Raw genomic sequence first — 5,141 nt, forward strand, 5'->3', positions numbered from 1 at the left:
GCTCGGCCGCGCTCGGCCTCGCCACCGCCTGCCTCGCCGAACGGCTCGACGTGTACGACGACCTCCCCGCCGAGGCCCGCGAAGAGGCTCTCCTGCGCCAGATCGACACCTACATCGAGCACAACCTCGGCGACCCGGAACTGACCCCCGGCGCGGTCGCCGCCCGCCACCACATCTCCCTGCGCCGCCTGCACCTGCTCTTCCAGGGCCGCCCCGCGGGCGTCGCCGCCACCATCCGCGGCCGCCGCCTGGCGGCCGCCCGCGCCGACCTGCTCCGGCCCGACCTGACGCGCCGGCCGGTGCACTCGATCGCCGCCCGCTGGGGCTTCAGCAGCGCCGCCGTCTTCAGCCGGGCGTTCCGCCAGGCGTACGGGACGAGCCCGACGGAACTGCGGCGCCGACGCGTTGCGCGCAAGGTCAACGATCCTTGCGCGCAACGCACATGCCGTTGAGCGGCACCGATCTAGGATCGGTTTCCGGCCATCGGCCGACGCACGCCGGTCAGGCCCGTTCCTCGTCGATCGGGATCTGAGTCCGGCCAGGGCCTCTGCCGTTCACGGGGGTGACGGCAGAGGCCTTCGCTTCCCCGGCCCCCTCCTCCTTCTGCTGCGCGGCCATCGAAGCCAGCAGCTGACGGGCCACGCCCAGCCCGGTACCGCCCATCGTCAGGGCCTTCGCGAACATCTCCGACATCCCCTCGGCCCCGTTCAGCAGCACCATGTGCTCGACGTTGCCGAACGCGCCCGCGCCCGCCTGGACGATCGCCGGCCAGTTCTCCGCGAGCTGCTGGGCGACCACGGCCTCCTGGTTCTCCGCGAGCGCCGCGGCCCGCGCCTTGATCGCCTCGGCCTCGGCCAGACCTTTGGCCTTGGCCGCCTCCGCCTGCGCGAGACCGTTCGCCCGCGCCGACTCGGCCGCCGCGAGGCCCTTGGCCTGGGTGGCCGCCGCCTCCGCCTCACCGCTGACCCGGGTCGCGGTGGCCGCCGCGTGCCCGCGCGCCTCGGTGGCCTGGGCCTCGGCGGCCGCGGCCGTCTTGACCCGGGTGGCCTCGGCGGCGGCCGCCAGCTCGGTCTCCTTCGCCTTGGCCTGCGCCGCCGAGATGCGGGCGTCGCGCTCCGCCTCGGCGAGCGTCCTCGTCTGGTACGCGGCCGCGTCCGCGGGCTTGCGCACGTCGGCCTGGAGCTGCTGCTCCCGCCGGTGCGCCTCCAGCTCCGCGACGCGGGTCTCCTGGACGACGACCTCCTGCCGGGCGGCCGCCTCGGACAGCGGGCCCGCCTGCCGGGCGGTGGCCGCGGCCTTGTCCCGTTCGGCCTGGTAGCCGGCCTGGAGGATCTCGCTGTCCCGGGTGGCCTCGGCCATCCGGGCGAACGCCGTCTGCTCGGCCTCGGTCGCCAGCCGGTTGGCCTCGGCCTGGGCGATGCGGGCGTCGCGCTGGACGGCGGCGGCGTGCGGCATCGCGAGGTTCTTGATGTAGCCGGTCGGGTCCTCGATCTCGTGGATCTGCAACGAGTCCACGATCAGCCCGAGCTTCTCCATCTCGGTCCCGCAGGCCGCCCGGGTCTGCCCGGTCAGCTTCTCCCGGTCGCGGATCATGTCCTCGACCGTCAGACCGCCGACGATGGACCGCAGATGGCCGGCGAAGACGATGTGCACGCGCTCGGGCATCATCTTCTGCTGGTCGAGGAAACGGCGCGCGGCGTTGGCGATGGACACGTAGTCGTCACCGATCTTGAAGATGACGACGCCCTTGACCCGCAGGGGGATGCCCTGGTGGGTCACGCAGTCCACGTTCAGCTGCGTCTCGTTGAGGTCCAGCGACAGCTTGCGCACCGCCTGCACGCCGGGCAGGACCAGCGTTCCGCGTCCGGTGACGATCCGGAAGCCCATGCCCTCGCCGATGCCCTCGGTCTTGTGCGTGGAACCGGAGATGACGAGCGCCTCGTTCGGTTCGGCCACCCGCCACATGAGCTTGAACAGGCCGATCAAGGCAATGATTGCGGCGAGAACCACTCCCGCCACGACGCCGATAGCCATCGGCAACGCCCCCTTAGCGCGGTGCCGTTCGGCACCGACGGAGGTGAGTGTGCGCCTGCGCGGGGGTGGCGGAGAAGTGGCTGGATCATTCTTGTCGCCATCTTGATACGGGATCAGCCCTCAGCCGTCGTACACCTCCATCACGTACACGGTGCGCGGGGGCTGGTACTCCACGACGGTGACCACGGCCCCGACGCCGATCCGCCCGCGTTCCCCCAGAGCGGGGTAGGCGAGGAAGTGCTCGGCGCCGCCCCGGATGTGCAAGATGACCTCCCCGACGAGCCCCGGCCCGACGACCCCGGTCACCCGCCCGGTCCTCCCCACCATGTCCATACCGCGAGCGTACGACGCCACCGCGCCATGAACAGCCCGCGCTGGGGCACCGGGCGCGGCCCCGGCAGGGTCTACGAGTGCCCCAGGTCCTCCGACGGCAGGTCCACCACCGGCACCGACCCGGTATCGGCAGCCGGCCGCAGCGGAAACTCGTCGATCGCCATCTCCGCCGGCCTCGGCGGCTTCGGCATCACCGCCGCCTCCGAATGCCCCCCGCACCCGTACGACAGCGACACCAGCCGCCCGTCCGCCGGCCCGAACTCGTTCGCGCACACCCCGAAGGCCTGCCCCAGCGACCCCCCGATGGCCACCAGGAAGCCGCAGGACACGCACGACGCCGGCGCGGCCTGCGCCATCGGCGTCTTCGCCCCGAAGGCCTCGTCCCAGCGGTCGGCGGCCGTGTGCAGCCCGTACCGGGACAGCACCCGCGCACGCCGCATCCCCAGCTCTTCCGCGACGGACGTGATCGACCCGCGCGCCGGTGCGACCACCCGGTCGGTGACGTCGGCGTCCTCCGCCTCCACCAGCTCGGCCATCTCCGCCGAGACCGCCGAGTTCGGCGGCGGCGCGTCCTCGCCGCTGTACCCCGGCTCCAGCCGCAGGTCCTCGGCGTCCGTCGGGAGCAGGTCGCCCGGGCCCATGTCCCCCGGACGCAGCCGCTCGCTCCACGGCACCCACTCCGGCGCGAGCAGCGCGTCGTCACCCGGCAGCAGCACCGTTTCGTCCAGGGTGACGTTCTTGGCGCGCGACGCGCGGGTGACGGTGACGGCCCAGCGCCAGCCCCGGTAGCCCGGTTCGTGGCACTCGAAGAAGTGAGTGACGACCCGGTCGCCCTCCGCTACGACGGAGACGTGCTCGCCCACCACACCGGGGTGGGCGGCCTCCTCGGCGGCCTCCCGGGCGAGCTCCACGGCCTCGGCGCACAGGCGGTCGGGGGCGGGGGTACGCGGGGTACGCGGGGTACGGCTTCGCGTCGTCGCAGCACTCACAGGTCTCGTTCTCTCCTACGCCGTCTCACGAGTGCGCCGTCCGTACTGTCGTCCACAACGACCCGTCGGTCTCGTCCGTACGTAGCGCGGGCGGAGCGGACCAGAGGGCCGCGTCGACGTCCGCGCCCCGATCGGCCTCGGGCGCACCCCATGTGATCCATTCTGCGGGATCGCGAAGAGGCGCGCGGCCAAGAGCAACCGCCGGTGGCGCGCTACGCACGCTACCTCCTCCGACGCCTTCGGCCCACATGCGAGGTCCGATTCGCGGACATCGACGCCCTCCGGACCACCCCCCGACCACCCCCGACCGCGCCCGGCCCGGACCCCGCGCCCGCCGCCCGCGCCCGCACCGCACCGCGCCCCGGCCCCGCCCGGACGCGCCGGGGCGGGTCCCGGCAAGCGGTCTGGGGCACTATGTCCAAGTGGCTCCCGTACGGTCGTCCCCAGACGGCTCGGGACCGGCCAGGCGGGCCGGCCGGGCGGTCGGGCGCGCGCTGCACCTCCCGTTCACCGGTACGGCACGCGGGATCCGGCGGGTCACTCACGCCCACGGGGCGGGGGAATCGGGGCTGGGCCGGCTGATCGAACTGCACGCGATCAACGGCGCCGGCGACGTCATGATCACGGTCGCGCTCGCCTCCACCGTCTTCTTCTCCGTTCCCACGGACGAGGCACGCGGACGGGTGGCCCTGTACCTGGCCATCACCATGGCCCCCTTCACCCTGCTGGCCCCCGTGATCGGCCCCCTCCTGGACCGGCTGCCGCACGGGCGGCGGGCGGCGATGGCCTGCGCGATGCTGACGCGGGCGGTGCTCGCGGTGACGATGTCGGGCGCGGTGGCGACGGGCGGGCTGGAGCTGTACCCGGCGGCACTGGGCGTCCTGGTGGCGTCGAAGGCGTACGGCGTCGTCCGCAGCGCGGTGGTGCCGCGCCTCCTGCCGGCGGGGTTCTCCCTGGTCAAGGCGAACTCCCGGGTCACCCTGGCCGGCCTCCTCGCGACGGGCCTGGCCGCGCCCGTCGGGGCCGCCCTGCACACGATCGGACCGGCGTGGCCGCTGTACGGGGCCTGCGCGATCTTCGTGTGGGGGACGTTCGCGGCGTTCCAGCTGCCGCACAAGGTGGACGAGGCGAAGGGCGAGCGCCGGGCCCGCCTCTCCACCCACGAGCCCCACTCGAAACGGCCCGGACTGCGCACGGTGAGCCGTCCGGTGCTCTGCGGACTCCTCGCGAACGCGGCGATGCGGGTGCTGTCCGGCTTCCTGATCTTCTTCCTGGCGTTCCTGCTGCGCGAGCAGCCGCTGGGCGGGCAGAGCGCTGCGGTGTCCCTCGGCATCGTGGGCGCCTCGGCGGGCATCGGCAACGCGTGCGGGACGGCGGTGGGGGCGTGGCTGCGGGCCCGCGCCCCGGAGGCCATCGTGGCGTCGGTCCTGTCCGCCACGCTGGTCGTCACGATCCTCGCGGCCCTGGTCTTCAGCGGCCCGTTCATGGCCGTCCTGGCCGGCACGGCCGGCTTCTGCCAGGCCCTGGCGAAGCTCTCGCTGGACGCGATGATCCAGCGGGACGTCCCGGAGGCCGTCCGCACGTCGGCCTTCGCCCGCTCGGAGACCCTGCTGCAGATGGCGTGGGTGCTGGGCGGCGGCATCGGCATCGCCCTCCCCCTGAACGGGGTCCTGGGGATGGCGGTCGCCTCGGTGGTCGTCGCCCTGGGCACGGCCGTGGCCCTCCGGGGCCTCCTCACCACCCGCCACCCCCGCGGTTCCACGAAATCCAGCCCCGCCGGCGTCT

5 protein-coding genes are annotated in these 5,141 nt (G+C 73.8%); 2 read left to right on the plus strand and 3 right to left on the minus strand.

The window, feature by feature from the left end; translation table 11 throughout:
• Window positions 1-452: helix-turn-helix domain-containing protein (locus tag VR44_RS15585; protein ID WP_045948089.1), on the plus strand; the 452-nt coding region annotated here is incomplete at its 5' end.
• A 49-nt stretch (window positions 453-501) separates the two neighbouring features.
• On the opposite strand, the gene VR44_RS15590 is transcribed toward VR44_RS15585, so the two are convergent.
• From VR44_RS15590 to VR44_RS15600, 3 genes are all read right to left on the minus strand, one after another.
• Window positions 502-2,034, minus strand: coding sequence for a flotillin family protein (locus VR44_RS15590; protein ID WP_045948090.1), 1,533 nt, complete (start codon window positions 2,032-2,034; stop codon window positions 502-504).
• Window positions 2,035-2,154: 120 nt separating this feature from the next.
• Complete coding sequence (locus tag VR44_RS15595) at window positions 2,155-2,361, minus strand: hypothetical protein (RefSeq protein WP_425424512.1); 207 nt, start codon at window positions 2,359-2,361, stop codon at window positions 2,155-2,157.
• Window positions 2,362-2,438: 77 nt separating this feature from the next.
• Window positions 2,439-3,356, minus strand: coding sequence for a DUF3027 domain-containing protein (locus tag VR44_RS15600; protein ID WP_045948092.1), 918 nt, complete (start codon window positions 3,354-3,356; stop codon window positions 2,439-2,441).
• Between the two features lie 404 nt (window positions 3,357-3,760).
• Between VR44_RS15600 and VR44_RS15605 the strand changes: the two genes are divergently transcribed.
• On the plus strand, window positions 3,761-5,141 hold a 1,381-nt coding region (locus VR44_RS15605), incomplete at its 3' end, for an MFS transporter (protein ID WP_094191678.1).

Source organism: Streptomyces katrae (assembly GCF_000966975.1).
Classification (GTDB): domain Bacteria; phylum Actinomycetota; class Actinomycetes; order Streptomycetales; family Streptomycetaceae; genus Streptomyces; species Streptomyces katrae.